19 protein-coding genes are annotated in these 18,110 nt (G+C 63.8%); 12 read left to right on the forward strand and 7 right to left on the reverse strand.

What is annotated here, in order from left to right; all coding sequences use genetic code 11:
• Positions 1 to 13: 13 nt before the first annotated feature.
• Together AC0ZT5_RS01120 and pcaQ are read right to left on the reverse strand one after the other, a co-directional pair.
• Positions 14 to 1,330, reverse strand: coding sequence for an ABC transporter substrate-binding protein (locus tag AC0ZT5_RS01120; RefSeq protein WP_488494916.1), 1,317 nt, complete (start codon positions 1,328 to 1,330; stop codon positions 14 to 16).
• A gap of 143 nt (positions 1,331 to 1,473) precedes the next feature.
• Positions 1,474 to 2,391, reverse strand: coding sequence for a pca operon transcription factor PcaQ (gene pcaQ / locus AC0ZT5_RS01125; RefSeq protein WP_488494917.1), 918 nt, complete (start codon positions 2,389 to 2,391; stop codon positions 1,474 to 1,476).
• 93 nt (positions 2,392 to 2,484) lie between these two features.
• On the opposite strand from pcaQ, the gene pcaD reads away from it, so the two are divergent.
• From pcaD to pobA, 6 genes are all read left to right on the forward strand, one after another.
• Entirely contained in the window at positions 2,485 to 3,294 is an 810-nt protein-coding gene (gene pcaD / locus AC0ZT5_RS01130) for a 3-oxoadipate enol-lactonase (protein ID WP_488494918.1), read from the forward strand.
• The gene (pcaC, locus tag AC0ZT5_RS01135) at positions 3,287 to 3,694 is read left to right on the forward strand and encodes a 4-carboxymuconolactone decarboxylase (RefSeq protein WP_488494919.1); all 408 of its coding nucleotides are present in this window, start codon (positions 3,287 to 3,289) and stop codon (positions 3,692 to 3,694) included. Before pcaD ends, pcaC begins: the two co-directional genes overlap by 8 nt.
• Positions 3,684 to 4,439: a protocatechuate 3,4-dioxygenase subunit beta gene (gene pcaH / locus AC0ZT5_RS01140; RefSeq protein WP_488494920.1), complete on the forward strand. Its 756-nt coding sequence runs from the start codon at positions 3,684 to 3,686 to the stop codon at positions 4,437 to 4,439. The genes pcaC and pcaH overlap by 11 nt, the downstream gene beginning before the upstream one ends.
• Complete coding sequence (pcaG, locus tag AC0ZT5_RS01145) at positions 4,439 to 5,053, forward strand: protocatechuate 3,4-dioxygenase subunit alpha (protein WP_488494921.1); 615 nt, start codon at positions 4,439 to 4,441, stop codon at positions 5,051 to 5,053. Before pcaH ends, pcaG begins: the two co-directional genes overlap by 1 nt.
• A 113-nt stretch (positions 5,054 to 5,166) precedes the next feature.
• The gene (locus AC0ZT5_RS01150) at positions 5,167 to 6,219 is read left to right on the forward strand and encodes a 3-carboxy-cis,cis-muconate cycloisomerase (protein ID WP_488494922.1); all 1,053 of its coding nucleotides are present in this window, start codon (positions 5,167 to 5,169) and stop codon (positions 6,217 to 6,219) included.
• The gene (gene pobA, locus AC0ZT5_RS01155) at positions 6,219 to 7,391 is read left to right on the forward strand and encodes a 4-hydroxybenzoate 3-monooxygenase (RefSeq protein ID WP_488494923.1); all 1,173 of its coding nucleotides are present in this window, start codon (positions 6,219 to 6,221) and stop codon (positions 7,389 to 7,391) included. The genes AC0ZT5_RS01150 and pobA overlap by 1 nt, the downstream gene beginning before the upstream one ends.
• Here pobA and AC0ZT5_RS01160 read toward each other — a convergent pair.
• Positions 7,388 to 7,939, reverse strand: coding sequence for a GFA family protein (locus AC0ZT5_RS01160; protein WP_488494924.1), 552 nt, complete (start codon positions 7,937 to 7,939; stop codon positions 7,388 to 7,390). The two genes, pobA and AC0ZT5_RS01160, sit on opposite strands and share 4 nt — an antisense overlap.
• A 180-nt stretch (positions 7,940 to 8,119) precedes the next feature.
• Positions 8,120 to 8,593 carry an NUDIX hydrolase gene (locus tag AC0ZT5_RS01165; RefSeq protein ID WP_488494925.1) on the reverse strand — a complete coding sequence of 158 codons (474 nt, stop codon included), beginning with the start codon at positions 8,591 to 8,593 and terminating at the stop codon, positions 8,120 to 8,122.
• A 189-nt stretch (positions 8,594 to 8,782) separates the two neighbouring features.
• Here AC0ZT5_RS01165 and AC0ZT5_RS01170 point away from each other — a divergent pair, with 189 nt between their 5' ends.
• Positions 8,783 to 9,316 carry a sterol desaturase family protein gene (locus AC0ZT5_RS01170; RefSeq protein ID WP_488494926.1) on the forward strand — a complete coding sequence of 178 codons (534 nt, stop codon included), beginning with the start codon at positions 8,783 to 8,785 and terminating at the stop codon, positions 9,314 to 9,316.
• Positions 9,317 to 9,335: 19 nt separating this feature from the next.
• On the opposite strand, the gene rsgA is transcribed toward AC0ZT5_RS01170, so the two are convergent.
• Complete coding sequence (gene rsgA / locus AC0ZT5_RS01175; RefSeq protein ID WP_488494927.1) at positions 9,336 to 10,505, reverse strand: ribosome small subunit-dependent GTPase A; 1,170 nt, start codon at positions 10,503 to 10,505, stop codon at positions 9,336 to 9,338.
• A 331-nt stretch (positions 10,506 to 10,836) separates the two neighbouring features.
• Between rsgA and AC0ZT5_RS01180 the strand changes: the two genes are divergently transcribed.
• Positions 10,837 to 11,871 carry a LacI family DNA-binding transcriptional regulator gene (locus AC0ZT5_RS01180; RefSeq protein WP_488494928.1) on the forward strand — a complete coding sequence of 345 codons (1,035 nt, stop codon included), beginning with the start codon at positions 10,837 to 10,839 and terminating at the stop codon, positions 11,869 to 11,871.
• A gap of 10 nt (positions 11,872 to 11,881) precedes the next feature.
• Here AC0ZT5_RS01180 and AC0ZT5_RS01185 read toward each other — a convergent pair whose 3' ends face one another.
• Positions 11,882 to 12,826, reverse strand: a complete 945-nt coding sequence (locus tag AC0ZT5_RS01185) for an alpha/beta hydrolase (protein WP_488494929.1) — start codon at positions 12,824 to 12,826, stop codon at positions 11,882 to 11,884.
• Between the two features lie 10 nt (positions 12,827 to 12,836).
• Entirely contained in the window at positions 12,837 to 13,973 is a 1,137-nt protein-coding gene (locus AC0ZT5_RS01190) for a Gfo/Idh/MocA family protein (RefSeq protein WP_488494930.1), read from the reverse strand.
• A 186-nt stretch (positions 13,974 to 14,159) separates the two neighbouring features.
• Here AC0ZT5_RS01190 and AC0ZT5_RS01195 point away from each other — a divergent pair, with 186 nt between their 5' ends.
• From AC0ZT5_RS01195 to AC0ZT5_RS01210, 4 genes are read left to right on the forward strand one after another with little or no spacing between them, the layout of a single operon-like run.
• Positions 14,160 to 15,506 (forward strand): ABC transporter substrate-binding protein, encoded by a 1,347-nt coding sequence (locus tag AC0ZT5_RS01195; RefSeq protein ID WP_095080954.1) that lies wholly within the window; start codon positions 14,160 to 14,162, stop codon positions 15,504 to 15,506.
• Between the two features lie 3 nt (positions 15,507 to 15,509).
• Entirely contained in the window at positions 15,510 to 16,442 is a 933-nt protein-coding gene (locus AC0ZT5_RS01200) for a carbohydrate ABC transporter permease (protein WP_477225902.1), read from the forward strand.
• Positions 16,439 to 17,275 carry a carbohydrate ABC transporter permease gene (locus tag AC0ZT5_RS01205; RefSeq protein WP_477283969.1) on the forward strand — a complete coding sequence of 279 codons (837 nt, stop codon included), beginning with the start codon at positions 16,439 to 16,441 and terminating at the stop codon, positions 17,273 to 17,275. Before AC0ZT5_RS01200 ends, AC0ZT5_RS01205 begins: the two co-directional genes overlap by 4 nt.
• 5 nt (positions 17,276 to 17,280) lie before the next feature.
• Positions 17,281 to 18,102, forward strand: a complete 822-nt coding sequence (locus tag AC0ZT5_RS01210; RefSeq protein ID WP_488494931.1) for a sugar phosphate isomerase/epimerase family protein — start codon at positions 17,281 to 17,283, stop codon at positions 18,100 to 18,102.
• The last annotated feature ends 8 nt before the right edge of the window (positions 18,103 to 18,110 follow it).

Genomic DNA, 18,110 nt, shown 5'->3' on the forward strand with positions numbered 1-18,110 from the left:
CGTCAGCGGTCCATCAGCCGTTGTAAGGCAGAAGCTTGGCTTCGACGGGCACTTTCGGGTCCGTGGCATTCTCGGTCACGACATAGTCGAGCGGGAACTTGGCTCCTTCCTTGGCGGCCACCCATTGCGTGCCGATGATCGGGCCGGGCGAGACATTGGCCACCGGGCCGCTGGTGAAGTCGACCTTGCCGATCATCGTCTCGGTCTTGAGCTGGCTCAGCGCCTTGGCCACCGCCGCCTTGTCCTTGGCGTCGCTGCTTGCCTTCAGCGCTTCGAAGCCGGCGTCGAGCAGCGACATCGAGGCGCCGAGCTGCTGCGTCCACTGCTTGCCGCTCGCCGCCTCGTAGCCGTCGGCCAGCTCGGTTCCCGAGACGCCGGTCAGCGGCGACTTGTAGGGGAAGGCCTTGTGCCAGTAGGCGGCGCTCGAAATCTTCATCCCGAGATCGCCGAGCGCTTCGATGTCAGATGGAAACAGGCCGGTCTTGGCGACCTGGCAGATCTTGATCTGCTTGATCAGGCCCTGCTGTGCCGCCTGGCGCCAGAATGCCGCGAAATCCGGCGGGATCGGGAAGGAATTGAAGATCTCGACGCCTTCCTGCTTGAACAGCGCGATCTGCGAGGAATAGTCGGTGGTGCCAGTTTCATAGGCGCCGGGATCGACGATGGTGAACCCCTGCTTGGCCAGCAGTGGCGCCAGATTGGCACGGATGGCGTTGCCGTCGGCGTCGTTCGGATACATGACGCCGACCTTCTTGTTGGTCTCGATGAGGTTCCATTGCGAGATGTAGGTCTTGAAGAACTCGCCGACGCCGAAGCCGAAATGATAGGTCCATTTGAACGGCGAGGGCGCGCCGGGCTTGGCGCCGCGGCCGAAGTACCAGGCCTCCCAAGGCATGACTGTCGACAGGCATGGCACGCCGGCGGCTTCGCATGCGTCGGCCACCGGGTTGATCACCTCGGGCGTCGACACCGCCAGCATCAGGTCGATGGCCTGGTTGTTGATCAGGTCCTTGGCTAACTGGCCGGCCCGTGACGGGTCGGACTGCGTGTCCTGGTCGAGGATTTCGACGCTGTATTTCTTGCCGCCCAAGTCGAGGCCGCCGGCCAGCGCCTTGCGGGCAAGATCGAGCACGTAGCCGTCGGTCTGGCCGAAACCGGCGAGCGGCCCGGTGCGCGGACTGACGAAGCCGACCTTAAGCGTGTCGCCTGCCTGGGCAAAGGCGCTGCGGCCGCCAAGCGCGAGCGCAGCGCCGCCGGCAATCGACGTGGCGATGAACTGGCGTCGCGATAGGCCCGTAATGGTGGATCTGGTGCCAATGGCGTGGGTCATGTTTTCCTCCCTCTGTGGCTCCTCCATCGTCACAGTGCACCACCAGTTTGGTTCGGTAAAATGATATTTTGCGGTGTTTCATTAACCTCTGGGTTAGGGAATTCTGCGGCCGGGACGATGTCCGGTTGGAATGTTCCGAGGCTTCAGCTGCCTTGCCTTGCCGCTTCGCGGATGGTCTGCAGCAGGATGGAGAAGGCCGGCGAGGGCGCGGTGTCCGTCCGCATCGTCAGGCCGACCGGGCCCTTCGTTTCCTCGGTGTTGACCGGCAAGGCGACAAAGGCGCCGCTGCCCAGTTCGTTGGCGACAACGCCGGCTGAAATGATCCAGACGGCATTGCTCTGCCGCAGGAAGGCGCGGCCGAAGGAGTCCGAGACGGTTTCGATCTCGGTTGCCGGCGCGGTCATGCCGTTGGTGATGAACAGCCGGTCGACGAAGGGACGGATAACCGATTCCCGCGTCGGCATCAGCATCGGAAACTCGTCGAGCCGTGCGAACACGTCCTGCTCGGGATCAAGCAGCGGATGTCCCGCTCGCACCACGAACAGCACCTGTTCGGAGTAGAGGTGCTCGAAGAAGAAGCCGGTCATGTTCTCCGGCGCTGCCAGTCGCCCGACAACCAGGTCGAGCGCGCCGGTGCGCAATTGTTCGAGCAGCACCGCGTTCTCGCCGGTGACGATCTTGATCGCCGCCCCCGTGCCCTCCTTGAGGAACAGGGTCATGGCAAGCGGCATCACCCGCGCCGACACCGTCGGCAGCGCGCCGATGCGGATCGGGTGCCGGTTGATCGCCCCATCCTGCCGGACGGAATCGACGCCTTGCTTGAGCGCCGTGATCGCCGTGCCGGCATGGCGAAGGAAGATCTCGCCGATGCGCGTCAGCCTGATGCCGCGACCGTCGCGTTCGACCACCGCCACCCCGAGCGCCTCCTCCAGTTCGCGCAACGTCTTGGTCACCGCCGGTGGGCTGACATGCAGCAAATCCGCCGCCCTCGCCACGCTGCCTTGCCGTGCAACTTCCAGGAATGCCTGCAGGTGACGGAACCGGATGCGCCTCTCGGACATGGATTTGATAACCCCTGAGTTAATGAAACGGCGCAAAATATCATTTTACCGAACCAAATGCCTTGTGCAATGTGGAGACGGAGGATCGAAATCGTGCCATTCGTCACCATCGGCGGCATCACGCTGCACCACCGTCACGTCGAGGCGAACGGCAATGCGCGCCCGATCGTGTTCATCAATTCGCTCGGCACCGACTTCCGGATATGGGACCAGGTCCTGTCGATCCTGGGCGGGGAAATGCCGCTGCTGGCCTACGACAAGCGAGGCCACGGGCTCTCCGATATCGGCGACATCAGGTCGATCGACGACCATGTCGATGATCTCTGCGGCCTCATCGATCACTTCGGCCTTGGCAAGGTGGTGTTGTGCGGCCTGTCGGTCGGCGGTCTGATTGCGCAGGGATTCCATGCCAGGCGCCCCGAAGGCGTCGAAGCTCTGATCCTCTGCGACACGGCCCACAAGATTGGCACCATGGACAGCTGGAACACGCGCATCGCGACGGTCGAAAGCAAGGGGGTCCAGGAGATTGCCGACGGGGTGCTCAAAGTGTGGTTCACACCCAGCTTCCACGCAACGCGTTCAGCTGAGCTCGACGGCTACTGGAACATGCTGACCAGGCAGGCGCTCGCAGGCTATCTGGGGACATGCGCGGCCGTTCGCGACGCCGATTTCACCGACGCCGCGCGCCGCATCTCCGTACCGACGCTTTGCATCGCCGGCGACCAGGACGGCTCGACGCCTCCCGACCTTGTCCGTTCGCTGGCCGCTCTTATTCCCGGCGCGCGCTTCGAGATCATCCGCGACGCCGGACATATTCCCTGTGTCGAACAGCCCGAAGCACTTGTCGCCCTGATCCGCCATTTCATCACATCGCTTGCCCTTGGAGCCGAAACCCATGGATGAAGTCCCCGGCAACACCGTCAGATATCGCACGGGCCTTGGCGTACGGCGGTCCGTGCTCGGCGATCCGCATGTCGACCGGGCCGAGGTCGCCGCCACGGGTTTCGACCAGCCTTTCCAGGAACTGATCACCGAGGCCGCCTGGGGGACGGTGTGGGCACGGCCGGGCTTCACCAAGCGCGAGCGCTCGATCGTCACGCTGGCGCTGCTGGCCGCGCTCGGCCATGATGAGGAGGTCGCCATGCATGTGCGCGCCACCGCCAACACCGGTGCCTCTCGCGACGATATCTGCGAAGCGTTCCTGCATGTCGCCATCTATGCCGGCGTGCCGGCCGCCAACCGTGCATTCAAGATCGCCAAGGACGTGTTTTCGGAAATGGACGGAGCCAAGAATGCCCGCTGAGTCCGGATCGAACCGGAGGCCCGAGACCGGCGCCTTCTTCCAGCGCGACCGGACATGGCATCCGCCGGCGCTGACGCCGCACTACAAGACTTCCGTGCTGCGTTCGCCACAGAAGGCGCTGCTCGCCTTCGACAACACGCTGTCGGAGATTGCAGGCCCGGTCTTCGGTCACGCCATGCTCGGCGAACACGACGCCGACCTGATCCACAATTTCGCCAGACCCGGCGAGAGCGCCATCGGCGAGCGCATCATCGTCCATGGGCGGGTGCTCGACGAACGCGGCGTTGGCGTACCCGGCGCGCTGCTCGAATTCTGGCAAGCCAATGCCGGTGGCCGCTACCGCCACAAGAAGGACGGCTATCTGGCGCCGCTCGACCCGAATTTCGGCGGTTGCGGCCGCGCCATCACCGGTGAGGACGGCGGCTATGCCTTTCGCACCGTCAAGCCCGGTCCCTATCCCTGGCCGAACGGGCCGAACGACTGGCGGCCGTCGCACATCCACTTTTCGGTCTTCGGCCATGGCTTCGCGCAGCGGCTGATCACGCAAATGTATTTCGAGGGCGACCCGTTGATCTGGCACTGCCCAATCGCGCGCGGCATTCCCGACAAGGCAGCCATCGAATCGCTGATCGCCGCGCTCGACATGCAGGCGACGATCCCCTTCGACGCACGCGCCTACAAGTTCGACATCGTGCTGCGCGGGCGCCGCTCCTCGCTGTTCGAAAACAGGCTGGAGGGCAATTGATGGCCCAGTCGCTCGACCGGCTCAGGGAAAGCCCTTCACAGACCGCCGGACCTTATGTCCATATCGGGCTGACCCCGAATTTCTGCGGCATCGGCGGCGTCTACCCGAGCGATCTTGGTGCGACCATGGTCAACGACAAGACCAAGGGCGAGCGCATCGGCCTGCGCATCCGGGTGCTCGACGGCACCGGCACGCCGCTCAAGGACGCGCTGGTCGAGATCTGGCAGGCGGATGCGGACGGGCTCTACAACTCGCCGGCGGAACTGCGCGGCACGGCCGATCCGAATTTCGTCGGCTGGGGCCGTTGCCCGACCGACATGGACACCGGCCTGTGCACGTTCGGCACGATCAAGCCGGGCCGCGTGCCTTCGAGGGATGGCCGCCTGATGGCGCCGCACATCACGCTCTGGATCGTCGCCCGCGGCATCAATCTCGGCCTGCACACCCGGCTGTATTTTTCCGACGAGGAAGAGGCTAATGCGCAGGATCCGATCCTGGCGCGCATCGAGCACCGCATTCGTGTGCCGACGCTGATCGCCGAGCGCACCGGCGATATCTATGTCTTCGACGTCCATCTCCAGGGGGAGAAGGAAACGGTCTTCTTCGACAGCTAAAGCAATTCCAGGAAAAGTGTGAAACGGTTTTTCGTCCGGAATTGCGTCAAGACAAAGAGTTAGAGCGGTTCGCCGTTTTCCTGAAACGGCGAACTGCTCAGGAGGCCCGCGCCATGACCGTTTCGCCCTTCGATCATCCATTGCTCTCCGCTCTTCTCGGCGACGAGGAAGCGAGCCGGCATTTTTCCGTCGAGGCGGAAATCGAGGCGATGCTAGCCTTCGAGCGCGCGCTGGCGGAAGTGGAGGCGGAAAACGGACTGATCACGGGGGAGGCGGCAGCAGCCATCGTGGCTGGGCTCAGCACATTCCGGCCCGACACCGCCTTGCTGCGCGCCGGTGTCGCCAGGGACGGCGTCATGGTGCCGGAACTGGTTCGCCAGATTAGGACGGCGGTCGGCGAACCGCATGGTGCCTCCGTTCATTTCGGCGCGACCAGCCAGGATGTCGTCGACACAGGCCTGATGCTTCGGCTCAAATCCGTCGTCGAACATCTCGGCCTGCTGTTGACCGAAACCGGCATGCGCCTCGCCTCGCTCGAAGAACGTTTTGGGGGCCGGGCGCTGACCGGGATGACGCGCATGCAACCGGCGGTTCCAATCAAGGTGGCGGATCGCATCATGGCGTGGCGCGCGCCGCTGCAACGGCATCAGCAGAGATTATCGGAACAGTCGAGGCGCCTGCTGGTGGTGCAGTTCGGCGGCGCGGCCGGCACTCTGGAAAAGTTGGATGGCAAGGGGCCGGCGGTGCGGGCCGCCCTCGCGGCAAAGCTCGGCCTTGCCGATGCGCCGCAATGGCATAGCCAGCGCGACGCGCTCGCCGATTTCGCCGGCTGGCTGTCACTGGTGACGGGCAGCCTCGGCAAGTTTGGCCAGGACATTGCCTTGATGGCGCAAGGCGGCGCCGACATCGAACTCTCTGGCGGTGGCGGCTCGTCGGCCATGCCGCACAAGCAGAATCCGGTAAAGGCCGAGGCGCTGGTGGCGCTTGCCCGTTTCAACGCCACGCAGCTTTCCGGCATGCATCAGGCCGTGGTGCATGAGCAGGAGCGGTCGGGCGCGGCCTGGACGCTGGAATGGCTGCTGCTGCCGCAGATGTTGGTGGCGACAGCCGCGTCGCTGCGGCTTGCCGCCGAACTGGCGGGGCAGGTCGAAAGCCTGGGACGCTGATGCGCACACAAATCCTCATTGTCGGGTCTGGACCGTCCGGCCTGCTGCTTGGCCAGCTTCTCAGCACGATCGGCGTCGAGACGGTCATTCTGGAGCGCGCCAGCCGCGAGCATGTGCTCGGCCGCGTGCGCGCCGGCGTGCTCGAACAGGGCACCGTCGAACTGCTGGAGGAGGCGGGTGCCGCGGCACGGCTGCACGCCGAGGGGCTGCCGCATTCCGGCATCTCGCTTGCTTTCGACGGACGCCTGCACCGCATCGACCTCGAGGGGCTGACCGGCGGCAGGCATGTCACCGTCTACGGCCAGACCGAAGTGACGCATGATTTGATGGACAAGCGCGATGCGGCAGGACTGACCACGATCTACGAGGCGGCAAACGTTACCCTGCACGATTTCGATGGTGAGACGCCTTTTGCCACCTATGACAAGGACGGCGTCACCCGTCGCATCGACTGCGATTTTATTGCAGGCTGTGACGGCTATCACGGCGTCAGCCGCAAATCCGTGCCTGAGCGCGCGCTGAAAACCTTCGAGCGCCACTATCCGTTCGGCTGGCTCGGCGTGCTGGCCGAAGTGCCGCCGGCCGATCACGAACTGGTCTACGCCAACCATGAGCGGGGCTTCGCGCTGTGCTCGATGCGCTCGACACACCGAAGCCGCTACTATGTGCAATGCCCCGAGGGCGACCGCGTCGAGGCTTGGTCCGACGACCGCTTCTGGGACGAGTTGCGTCGCCGTCTGCCGGAGCAGACAGCGGCAAGCGTGGTCACCGGGCCTTCCTTCGAGAAGTCGATCGCGCCGCTGCGCTCTTTCGTTGCCGAGCCGCTGCGTTTCGGCCGGCTGTTCCTAGTCGGGGACGCCGCTCATATCGTGCCGCCGACCGGCGCCAAGGGCCTCAATCTCGCCGCCAGCGATGTGCGCTACTTGTTTGCCGGTTTGCGCGACTACTACCGTGACAAATCGATGGCCGGCATCGATGCCTATTCAGGCAAGGCGCTGGCACGGGTCTGGAAGGCGGTGCGCTTTTCCTGGTGGATGACGACGATGCTGCACCGCTTTCCCGACACCGGCGATTTCGGTCAGCGCATCCAGGAGGCCGAGCTCGACTACCTCGTACACTCGCGTGCCGCATCGACTGCGCTCGCCGAGAACTATGTCGGCCTGCCTTACTAGTTTTTCGTATAGTCAGGCCCAAACCGTGTCGGCAGGCCGTCGGCGAGTTTCAACCAAGGGAGCTTCTCCCCAAAAGCGACATGGAGCGTGGGTGCAAATTTTTCCGGCTCCTCCATCGCTGCGGCAAAAAAATGCATGGCACCGGACATGTTCTTTGAGCGGAAGGACAGCGGCGAGCCACATCTATCGCAAAATGTTCTTTCCACACCGGGAGAAGAGTTGAATACCTTCGGCGACTTGCCCAGCCATCGCCATTGGCTGTCCAACACGCCAATGTAGGTGGTCATTGGCGCAGAACATTGTCGCCGACAACTTTCGCAATGACAGCTCACGCATGCTTGTGCCGGGCCATCGACTTCAAAAGCAATAGCGCCACATAAGCAATGACCGCGCATGCAAATTCTCCTTGAGTCAGCTGACCTGACCAATAATTTGTACCGGGAGTAGTGAGAAAGTCGCCATGAAGATGCGCCGAGCTGGCGCTCAATTGCGACACTCGGCGCTAGCGCCTGTTCTCGCGTGCGCGAGGAGTTGCTTTCAAGCTGCATTCAGTGCCAACCGGCGCGTTCTTGTCGAGCTTGGCCTTGGCGGCCATCAGATTGTCGTTCGCTTTTATGGGTCCGCAGCCTGATGCATGTCGTCCAAAAGTGGTCCCGGTTTTGGGACAACGACATGCATAAAACAAAGCCTTGAAGCGCGGCGCGCTTTAAGGGCCGCACCGCCGGCGATCATTGTTCAGCGTCTTTTTGCCTGGCAAGATCCGACAGCATCGGTCGCTGCCCCGTGAGGATCTTGACCTCGGCCTCGGGCAAGGCGAACCAGCCGGCTCTGTCGACTTCCGGGAATTCCTTCATCGATCCCGGCCTTGGCGGCCACTCCATGGTGAAGGTGTTGCTCCTGATGGCTGCCACATCGATGTCGATACGCGCCTCGACGGACCACGCCACGACGATCTTTCCACCCGGCTGCCTGTAGTCGCCGAGCCGCGAGAAGGGACCATCGACCTTGATGCCGAGCTCTTCCTCGGTCTCGCGTCGCGCCGCCGACAACTCGTCCTCGTTCTCATCGACGAGGCCCTTCGGTATCGACCACGCACCATCGTCCTTCTTCGCCCAGAACGGTCCGCCCGGATGAACCAGCAGCACCCGAAGGCCGCCGTCGTCTTGGCGGTAGATCAGCAACCCCGCACTACGTTTTGCCATTTTTTAATGTCCGTTTGTAAAGCTGATTGCGAAGGCGGCGGTCCACCGATTCCCCTGGATCATGGGCGCCGACCTTGCGCCGAATGATTGCGACGCTATGTCAGGTGCGACTGCATTGCTCCTCTCCCGCGAGTCCGGCAATCTGACCATGGCTTATTTGGCGGCTCGAAGGCTAGATGAGGCGTGACGATGCAACTCGGTCTTATTGGCTACTACAGCGACTTCGTGGCGTATCCGTTGGTGATCGCCGTGCTGGCAGTGGCCGGGTTGATCGAGGCCGGCGAAGACAATGCGCCGGGCTGGATCGTCACTGTCGTCGCCTGCCTCTTGCTCTGGACGCTGACCGAATACGTCCTGCACAGGTTCGTCCTGCACCACATCCCCTACATCAAGGACCTGCATGATCGTCACCATGTCGAAGAGCGCAGTTCGGTGGGCACGCCGACCTGGCTCAGTCTGGGAGTGCATGCGCTGGTCGCGTTTTTCCCGGTCTGGATGATTTCAGGTTTCGCCGCGGCAACCGCGGTAAGTTGCGGACTGATGCTGGGCTACCTCTGGTACATCAGCGTCCATCACATGATCCATCATTGGCACCCCTCCCATCCGAGTCATCTCTACACACTCAAGCGCCGCCACGCCGTGCATCATCATGTCGACGAAACGGTCAATTTCGGTGTCACGTCCATATTCTGGGATCGTGTTTTCGGCACGGCGCGGCTGTGAAGCCAGGTGCTTCAGCCGTTCAACGCCTTTTTCCGCGACCGCCAGGGGATTTGGCTCCGCGAGGTCCGCTCTGAACCGGCGTGTTGCTCTGGTTTTCGTCGGACAGTTTCCGCCAGCGGGCAAGACGCTCCGGATCGAGCGTGCCTGCCTTCAAGGCAGCCTGCACCGCGCAGCCCGGTTCATGCACGTGTGTGCAGTCGCGGAACTTGCAGAGCGGCGCGAGCTCGGTGATTTCGGCAAAGAGCGTATCGATGCCGTAGGCGACGTCGCTGACCTGCAGCGTCCGCATTCCCGGCGTATCGATCACCCAGCCGCCACCCGCAATGGCGTGCAGCGACCGCGACGTGGTGGTGTGGCGCCCCTTGGCGTCGTGTTCGCGGATGTCTCCAGTCTGTTGCGGCAAGCGCTGGCCCGATCCGGCCAGCGTGTTGACCAGCGTCGATTTGCCGACGCCGGAGGAACCGACCAGAGCGACCGTCTGGCCGGCACCGCACCAGGCGGCGAGCGCGGTCGCGGCATCCGATGTGCGGGGGTTCAGCGTCACCACCGCCAGGCCGCGTTGCAGCGCGGCAGCCTGCCGCCGATACGCCTCGGCATAGGCTGCGGTACCGGCCTTGGTCAACAGGATCACCGGCGTCGTTCCGGCTTCGTTGGCCAGTGCCAGATAGCGCTCGAGCCGGGCCGGATTGAAGTCGGCATTGCATGAGGTGACGATGAACAGCGTGTCGACATTGGCCGCTGCCAGCTGTGGTACCCTGCCGCCCTGGGTGCGGCGTTCCAGCACCGTCTTGCGGGTCAGGCGGCGCTGCACAAGCCGGTTATGAGCGTCGACGAGCACCCAGTCGCCGACGGCATAGTCGCCGGTGTTCGCCTGCGCCGGCAGTGTTAGATCGATTGGCCCTGCCTGGGACAGGCCGGTCAGGCGGTCGCGATGGACCGTGGCAATCCGCGCAGGCTCGAGATTGGCTTCGCCGGGCTCGAGCTGGTCGCCGAAAAAATCCGTCCAGCCCAGGCTGGCGAGAGATGGCACGGAGGGATCCGTCACGGCTTTGCCCGGGGGTACGGCGTCGCAGACATCGGACAGGATCCCTGGCAGGTGGGCGTGAACGGGGCGGGGGCGATTGATCAGCCGTGTATGGGCGGCATGGCGGCATTTGGCAAGCCGGACCGTGGCCCGCGCGGCAGGCATCTCGTCGGAACCTATCCTTTCAACGCATCGCCAAGGTCGACGCGCCGACCCGCTACGACCATGCCAACGCCGCCGACGGACACCGCGATCTGGAATTCCGCCGCACGACGGGCGCCTTGGTTCTGCTGCCGCAGCTCTGATCGAGGAGTCGTCATTTTTCAGGTCGTCAACAAATAAATTGACGCTCGTAATGTTTTTGCGCTGTACTGGAAACTGTGAAAATTGACTGAATAAGTTCGGCCAAGCATTGCCGCCCTCGGACAACGGTCGCATGACTGGTGACGGGCGTATCATCCCGATCGGCGGGTGTGGCAAGAGGACCTGACGTTCGATGGCGGAGAAGACGCACCGCACGATGGATGACTTCGCCCGGGCATGTGGCGTGTCCCGGCCGACGCTGTCGAAATATTTTGACGATCCTGCGAGCGTGAAGCCGGCAACGCGCGCGCGCATCGAAGCCGCATTGCGTTCCTCGGACTATCAGCCGAACCTTTTCGCCCGCAATCTCAACCGCAAGCGCACCCGCAACATCGGCATCGTCGTGCCGACGATCACCGATCCGTTCTATGCCGAGATGGTCAGCCGCATCGAATTTCGCTGCCGCGACGAGGGTTACTGGCCGATCGTCATTTCTTCGCATGGCTCGCAGAAGCTGGAGGCGGAATCGGTCAGGACATTGCTGTCACTCAAGGTCGCCGGCGCGATCATCGCGCCGCTCGGCCTAGCCTCCGATCGGAGTGTTTTCGACAAGCTCGGGCAGGACATTCCGATCGTCTATTTCGACACCTATATCGAGGGTGACACGCCCTTCGTCGGCAACGACAACCATCAGAGCACGTCGACCATGGTCGACTATCTCAACCGGTCTGGCGAACCGCCTGTCTATCTCGACATTCCGCATGTCAACCACAATTCGGGGGAGCGGCTGCAAAGTTACGTCGCGACGATGCAAGTCGCCGGTTTGGAACCCGTCGTCATCGACGCGGCGCGCGACTATACCTGGGACTTCGAGCGCATCGGCCATGAATGGATGGAAAGGACACTCGATGTTGGCGGTCTGCCCGGCCGCACCATCCTGTGTGCCAATGATCGTCTCGCCTTTGGCGTGATGGCGGCTGCGTTCTCGCGCGGACTGAAGATCGGCCGCAGACCCGACTGCGATCTGCGCGTTGCCGCGCACGACGATCATCCGCTGAGCCGCTACACCTGTCCGGCACTGACCACCATGGCACAGGATTTCGCCGCCATGGCAGGCCGCAGCGTCGAGATCCTGCTGGCCCTGCTGGACGAGGCCGAACCGCCAAGGCAGGGCATGGCGCAAAGGGTCAAGCTCGGCGCGACCCTGGTGATGCGTCAGTCGGCCTGAGCGTCCAGCTTCAGCGATCCTTCTCGAACTGGCGCCAGGCCGCCACCGCCTCGGCCACCGCCTGCCGCGCGGCGGGGATATGGCATCCCATCGAGACGAACCCGTGGATCTTACCCGGCCATTGCCGCAGGACCAGTGGCACGCCCGCGGCTTGCAGGCGTTCGGCATAGGCTTCGCCTTCGTCGGCAAGGATGTCGCAGCCGGCAAGTGCGACGAAAGCCGGCGCGACGCCTGTGAGATCGGGCGCCAGCAAGGGCGAGACGCGCCAGTCCAGGATATCCTCAGGCGTTCGCACATAGTGGTCGCGGAACCATGCCATGGTGGTTGCTGTCAGCCCGAAGCCGTCGCCGAAACGCCGGTAGCTGTCGGCGGTCTGCCGCGCATCGGTGTTGGGATAGATCAGGATCTGTGCGGCGAGGGATGGCGCCAGTCCATTGCGGGCATGCAGCGCCAGCACGGCGGCGAGATTGCCGCCGGCACTGTCGCCGGCAACGCCGATGCGGGATGGGTCGATGCCGAGAGCGGCGGCGTTCCGCGTTGTGAAACGCAGTGTTGCCAGGCAATCCTCCAGCCCGGCGGGAAATTTGTGGTCCGGTGCCAGGCGATAGTCGGGACAGACGATGACGGCGCCGCCGAGATTGGCCAGCCAGCGGCAGATCTCGTCATGCGAATCGAGGTTGCCGACGACCCAGCCGCCGCCATGCACATAGAGCAGCGCCGGCGCCCCGGCTTGTGGTGCGCCGATGCCGCGATGGATGCGCACCGCGATGGGGCCGTTCGGGCCGTCGATCCGCTGTTCCAAGGTCGCAGCGACCGGCTCGCGCTCGCCCTGCAGCGTCGGGAACGAGGCTTTGTAGGCGGCCCGCGCCGCCGCTACGCCGACATTCTCGAACGGCTCGTCGCCAGCCGCGCGGCCGATTTCGAGGACGTGCAGCGCATCCGGGTCGAGTGTCATCGTCATATCCTCAGGCAAGCAGGTCGGTTGCCTCTTCCTCGGTCAGAAGGGCAGGTTGGGTGACATCGCCTGCGACCATCACCGAGCCCTGGCTCTCGCCGGAACGCAGGATCGCCTCCATGATCTCAAGCACATGCAGGGCGAGGTTGCCGGAGGCGCGCGGCGTGTTGCCGGTTTGAAGCGAACGCACCAGATCGGCGACGCCGAGCATGCGGTAATTGGCGCGGTCGGGCGCCGCATAAGGCCAGTTGCGAGCGCCGTAGAGGTCGCCTTCGCTGGCAAAGTCCTTCCAGTCGGCGCCGCGCTCGGACAGCGACACGGTGCCGCCGAACGTGTCGGGATCGGGCAGGCGCAGCGAGCCTTCCGTGCCGTGCAGCTCGATCGGGTGGTTCGAGTGGCGAAAGACGTCCCACGAGGCGCCGAAGGTGACCGTCGCGCCGGAGCGGAATTCAAGCAGCGACAGCACGTTGGTCGGCGTGCCGACCTTGAATGTGGTGTTCTTGAACGGTCCGTCCGCGGTGATCAGGCGTTCCTCCTGGCCGCGCGTCGCCATCGCCATGACACGCTCGACCGGGCCGAGCAGGTTGACCAGCATGGTCAGATAATAGGGCCCCATGTCGAACACCGGGCCGCCGCCCGGCTGGTAGTAGAATTGCGGGTTGGGGTGCCAGTGCTCCATGCCGCGGCCCATCATGAAGGCGGTGCCGGTGACCGGACGGCCGATGGCACCTGCGTCCATCAGCCGGCGCGCACGGCGTCCGGCAGCGCCGAGGAAGGTGTCGGGCGCCGAGCCAAGCAGCAGGCCGCGCGACTTCGCCTCGCTGACCAGTCGTTGTCCGTCGGCGGCCGAGGTGGCAAGCGGCTTTTCGGTGAAGACGTGCTTGCCGGCAGAAAGCGCCGACATGGTGACGTCGAAATGCACGGCGGGAATGGTGAGGTTGAGAACCAGGCCGATTTCGGGATCGGCAAGCAGGGCATCGACGCCCATTGCCCTGATGCCGTATTCGCGGGCCCGCAGGGCGGCCGCGTCCGCGGAGATGTCGGCGCAGGCCTTCAACTCCACGCCTGCAAAAAGTGCTGCGTTGCGCATGTAGGTCATGGCGATGTTGCCGCAACCTATGACCCCTACACCAAGCTTTTCCATCATTCCTCCAGTCGGCGTCCGTCCGTCAGGATCGGCGATTCTTCGTTCACGTGGCCATCCTTCGCCACGTCATAAGCATATTGATGCACCATTATGCAGTTTAAATCTTGACGCGCGACAATTTTTTATGAATCATGTGCGAAGTTGGACGGGCGGGAGTGGCTGCCGTCAACTCTGGGAGGACTACAAATGGACGAGTCAAGGAAGGGGCCGCGCAGCGGTTCCAAGTCGATTGGGCATGTCACCATCGCCGATCGCCGGCAATTTCTCATCGGTTCCGCCGGCCTTCTCGGCGCGGCGGCTTTCGGGGCAGGGACGTCGCTCGGCATTGGCCGGGCCCGCGCCCAGAGCCGGGCCGAGATCAGCTTCGCCAGCGCCGCCTTCTTCGGAAAGGAGACCTTTGGCGACCTGATCAAGGCCTTCAACGAATCGCAGGACCGCATCCTGGTCAAGAACATCGAACTGCCGCCCCCGAGCTCCTCGACCGAGGTCTACCAGGGCCTGGTGCAGCAGCTCGCCCGCCGCACCGGCACGCCCGACGTCTTCAGCCAGGACGTGATCTGGATCGCCGGCTTTGCCGCCGCCGGATGGGCGCTGCCGCTGGACGAGTACTTCCCGGCCGACAAGCGCAGCGCCTACTTCACCGGGACCCTCGATGCCTGTACCTATGGCGGCAAGCTCACCGCCCTTCCCTGGTTCATGGATTCGGGAATGTTCTATTACCGCAAGGACGTGCTGGAAAAGCATGGCGGCAAGGTGCCGGAAAGCTGGGCCGACATGGCGACCATTGCCGCCGCCGCGCAGAAGGCCGGCGACATCGATTACGGCTACCTTTGGCAAGGCAAGCAGGCCGAGGTTCTGGTCTGCGATGCGGTCGAGATCATCACCTCCAACAACGGCGCCATCCTGGCGCCCGACGGCAAGTCGTCGCTAATCAACCAGAAGGGAGCGGTGGAGGCGATCCAGTTCCTGCACGACACCCTCGCCACCAACAAGATCAGCCCGAAGGATGTGCTGTCCTGGGACGAGGAACCGTCGCGCCAGCCCTTTACCTCGGGCAAGGCGATGTTCATGCGCAACTGGTCGTATGTCTACCCGATCGCCCAGGACGCCAAGGCTTCCCAGGTGGTCGACAAGGTCGGCGTCGCGCCGCTGCCGTCGTTCCCCGGCGGCAAGAGCTCGGCCTGCCTCGGCGGCTACCAGCTCGGCGTCAATGCCAACTCGAAGCAGCGCGAAGCCGCGATCGAGCTCTTGACCTGGCTGTCGTCGACAGAAGTCCAGCACCGCATCGCGCTGAACTTCGGCCTCGCACCGACGCGGCCGGCACTGTTCCAGGACGCGCAGATCAAGAAGGAACAGCCGTTCATGGCCAGCCTCGAGAAAGTCTTCACCGGCGCCACGGCGCGGCCGATCACGCCCGAATACGCGAAAGTGACGCTTGCCCTGCAGTCCGGCATCTCCAAGGCGCTGGTCTCCGGCAATGTCCAGGCCGAGATGGACGCGACGGCGGCGCAAATCGACAAGATCGTAGGCTGAACCATGTCCGCGGCGGCCACCATTCCCAGTGTCGGCCGGCCGCGGCGTCTAGGCAAGGCGCTCCCGGGCGCCTTGTGGGCCTTGCTCCTGCTGACGCCGGCCTTCGTGTCGCTGGCGTCGGTTTCCTTTTACCCGATCGTCAACGGGCTCTACCTGTCGCTCACCAACACCTCGCTGATCACGCAGGAGCAGGATTTCACCGGCTTCTCCAACTATGTCGAGCTGTGGGGCGACCCGCAGTTCTGGAATGCGTGGTGGCACACGATCTGGTTCACCACTGCTTCGACCGTGCTGGAGACGGTGATCGGGCTCGGCATGGCGCTCATCCTGTGCGAAGCCTTCAAGGGGCGGGGACTCGTCCGCGCGGCCATGCTGGTGCCGTGGGCGATGCCTACCGTCGTGACCTCCAAGATGTTCGGCTGGCTGTTCGACGGCCAGAACGGCATCATCAACTACATCCTCCTGCATGCCGGGCTGATCGACCAGAACATCAACTGGTACGGCTCCACCGACACGGCGATGATCACCATCATCATCGCCGATGTCTGGAAGACGACGCCGTTCATGGCGCTGCTGCTTCTGACCGGGTTGCAGACCGTGCCCAATTCGCTGATCGAGGCGGCGCGCATGGATGGCGCCAAGGGCTGGATCACCTTCTGGTATATCCGCCTGCCGCTGTTGATGCCGACCTTGCTGATCGCCGGCCTGTTCCGCGCGCTCGACGCCTTCCGCGTCTTCGACCTCGTCTACGTGCTGACCGGCGGCGGCCCGGCCGATTCGACCGAAACGCTGTCGACGCTGTCCTACAAGGTGCTCTTCTCGACGCTGCAGTTCGGCTACGGCTCGGCCGTCTCGACGGCGATGTTCGTCACCGAGGGCATCATCGCGCTGGTGTTCTGCCTGTACCTCGTCCGCCAGATCAGGAGAGCGCAATGAACGACACGCGCTCGCCGCTGCAGACCTTCGCCATCTATCTCGGCGCTTTGCTGATCCTCATCTGGTCGGGCGGTCCGTTCATCTGGCAGTTCTCGACCTCGTTCCAGCTCGACAAGGCGCTGACGTCAGGCTCGCCATCGCTGATCCCACATCCCTTCACGCTGGAGCACTACTACAACGCCTTCGTCGAGAAGCAGCTTCACCGCTATGTCTGGAACTCGCTGGTGGTCTCGCTGGCGACGACGTTCCTCTGCCTGTTCGTCGGCTCGCTGGCCGCCTTCGCGCTGTCGCGGCTCAACATCAAGGGCCGCTTCGGCATTCTCATGGTCATCCTTTCTGTTTCGATGTTCCCACAGATTGCGCTGGTCGGGCCGCTCTATCTGGTCGCCACCAATCTCGGCCTGCTCGACACCTACACGGCGCTGATCATCACCTACCTGGCGCTCGGCCTGCCGCTGGTGACCTGGGTGTTGTTCGGTTATTTCGAGACGCTGCCGCGCGAGATCGACGAGGCGGCGCGCATGGACGGCGTCAGCGTGCCCGGCCTGCTCTGGCGCATCATCCTGCCGATGTCGCTGCCGAGCCTGGTGACCACCGGCCTGCTCGCCTTCATCACCGCGTGGAACGAATTCCTGTTCGCGCTCGCCTTCACCTCCAACATCGACCGGCAGACGATACCGGTCGGCATCGCCAACTTCACCAACCTCTACTACGTCCCCTGGGGTGACATCGCCGCGGCCTCCGCCGTGGTGACCGTGCCCTTGATCCTCCTGGTGCTGTTCTTCCAGCGCCACATCATCGAAGGACTGACCCAGGGCGGCGTCAAGGAATGAACGACATGACGAAGACGAAGCTCAAGGTCGGCTGCCAGACCTTCACCTGGGAAATGCTGGGCAAGGGCTGGACCGGCGGTCCCGACGATCTGTTGAAGGCGATAGGCGATGGCGGCTATGCCGGCATCGAGATCACCGACACCATGATCGGCCGCTATGCCGAGAGGCCGACCGAATTCGCTGCCGCGCTCGACGCCCGAGCCCTTACCCTCGTTTCCTTTGCTTTTGGCTCGAAGAGCGGTTTCACGTTGAAAGAGGCGCTGGAAAGCGACCTCGAAGCCGCCCGGCGCTGGACAGGCTTTGCCGCGAACTTTCCCGGCGCGCTGGTGTCGATCGGCTCGGCGACGGTTGTCTCCGACGGCCCGCGTGGAGACAAGTTCGCCATATCGGCCGAGTTCTACAATCGCGCCGCCGAGATCGGCCGCAAGGCCGGTGTGGATGTCGCGGTGCATCCGAGTTCGCACCACAACACGCTGCTGTTCGACCGCGCCGACTACGACAAGATCTTTGCCTTGCTCGACCCCGATCTGGTCGGCTGGGTGCCGGATACCGGCCACATCCTGCGCGGCCACAGGGACATGCTCGACACGCTGCGCACCCACCGCGACCGCATCCGTTACATCCATCTCAAGGACGTCGACGCCAAGGGCATCTGGGCCATGCTCGGTCAAGGCGTCTGCGACACCCCGACGGTCATCGAGATCGCCGCCACCGCGCCGCACTTCACCGGCTGGCTGGTGCTCGAAGAGGAATCCGACACCGCGGCCGCCGACCCCGCCGGCGCGGTCAAGACCAACCGCCTGACAATGCGCGCCTACGGCGCCTGAAGAACGAG

It is taken from the genome of Mesorhizobium sp. CNPSo 4670 (genome assembly GCF_057784235.1).

Bases quoted from the DNA above. Each gene is read 5' to 3' on its own strand.
- AC0ZT5_RS01120 (WP_488494916.1), bottom strand. From the start codon at position 1,330: ATGACCCACGCCATTGGCACCAGATCCACCATTACGGGCCTATCGCGA.
- pcaQ (WP_488494917.1), bottom strand. From the start codon at position 2,391: ATGTCCGAGAGGCGCATCCGGTTCCGTCACCTGCAGGCATTCCTGGAA.
- pcaC (WP_488494919.1), top strand. From the start codon at position 3,287: ATGGATGAAGTCCCCGGCAACACCGTCAGATATCGCACGGGCCTTGGC.
- pcaH (WP_488494920.1), top strand. From the start codon at position 3,684: ATGCCCGCTGAGTCCGGATCGAACCGGAGGCCCGAGACCGGCGCCTTC.
- pcaG (WP_488494921.1), top strand. From the start codon at position 4,439: ATGGCCCAGTCGCTCGACCGGCTCAGGGAAAGCCCTTCACAGACCGCC.
- AC0ZT5_RS01150 (WP_488494922.1), top strand. From the start codon at position 5,167: ATGACCGTTTCGCCCTTCGATCATCCATTGCTCTCCGCTCTTCTCGGC.
- pobA (WP_488494923.1), top strand. From the start codon at position 6,219: ATGCGCACACAAATCCTCATTGTCGGGTCTGGACCGTCCGGCCTGCTG.
- AC0ZT5_RS01160 (WP_488494924.1), bottom strand. From the start codon at position 7,939: ATGCAGCTTGAAAGCAACTCCTCGCGCACGCGAGAACAGGCGCTAGCG.
- AC0ZT5_RS01165 (WP_488494925.1), bottom strand. From the start codon at position 8,593: ATGGCAAAACGTAGTGCGGGGTTGCTGATCTACCGCCAAGACGACGGC.
- AC0ZT5_RS01170 (WP_488494926.1), top strand. From the start codon at position 8,783: ATGCAACTCGGTCTTATTGGCTACTACAGCGACTTCGTGGCGTATCCG.
- rsgA (WP_488494927.1), bottom strand. From the start codon at position 10,505: ATGCCTGCCGCGCGGGCCACGGTCCGGCTTGCCAAATGCCGCCATGCC.
- AC0ZT5_RS01180 (WP_488494928.1), top strand. From the start codon at position 10,837: ATGGCGGAGAAGACGCACCGCACGATGGATGACTTCGCCCGGGCATGT.
- AC0ZT5_RS01185 (WP_488494929.1), bottom strand. From the start codon at position 12,826: ATGACACTCGACCCGGATGCGCTGCACGTCCTCGAAATCGGCCGCGCG.
- AC0ZT5_RS01190 (WP_488494930.1), bottom strand. From the start codon at position 13,973: ATGATGGAAAAGCTTGGTGTAGGGGTCATAGGTTGCGGCAACATCGCC.
- AC0ZT5_RS01195 (WP_095080954.1), top strand. From the start codon at position 14,160: ATGGACGAGTCAAGGAAGGGGCCGCGCAGCGGTTCCAAGTCGATTGGG.
- AC0ZT5_RS01200 (WP_477225902.1), top strand. From the start codon at position 15,510: ATGTCCGCGGCGGCCACCATTCCCAGTGTCGGCCGGCCGCGGCGTCTA.
- AC0ZT5_RS01205 (WP_477283969.1), top strand. From the start codon at position 16,439: ATGAACGACACGCGCTCGCCGCTGCAGACCTTCGCCATCTATCTCGGC.
- AC0ZT5_RS01210 (WP_488494931.1), top strand. From the start codon at position 17,281: ATGACGAAGACGAAGCTCAAGGTCGGCTGCCAGACCTTCACCTGGGAA.